The 402-nt window shown below is 63.4% G+C and carries 1 pseudogene; it reads right to left on the reverse strand.

From position 1 onward, the window contains the following. Nucleotides 1-402: pseudogene (locus LN996_RS23515) on the reverse strand (hypothetical protein); the annotation flags it as partial.

Consider the following 402-nt stretch of genomic DNA (forward strand, 5'->3'; position numbering starts at 1 on the left):
GGTCGCCTTGAACGTGGCAGACCAGGACGCGGTCGCACCGGAAGCCAGCACATAATCCGCCTTCGCCCGTGCTGTGACCGTCACCGTGCCCGTTCCCGGGTACGTCCCGGCGGCAACGACCTTCCCACCGACCAGGTACTCAACACCCGTCGTGGACGGGACCACATAAACGTCGTCCTTCGTGCCGTCCTTGTCCGTGAACGTCACCGCAGCAGGAGTCACGACAAACGGAGTCGCATTGAAAGTGGCAGACCAGGACGCGGTCGCACCGGAAGCCAGCACATAATCCGTCTTCGCCCGTGCTGTGACCGTCACCGTGCCCGTTCCCGGGTACGTCCCGGCAGCAACAACCTTGCCACCGACCAGGTACTCAACACCGGTCGTGGCAGGGACAACATAGAC

Origin of the sequence: Arthrobacter sp. AK01 (genome assembly GCF_021109375.1) — a bacterium.
Classification (GTDB): domain Bacteria; phylum Actinomycetota; class Actinomycetes; order Actinomycetales; family Micrococcaceae; genus Arthrobacter.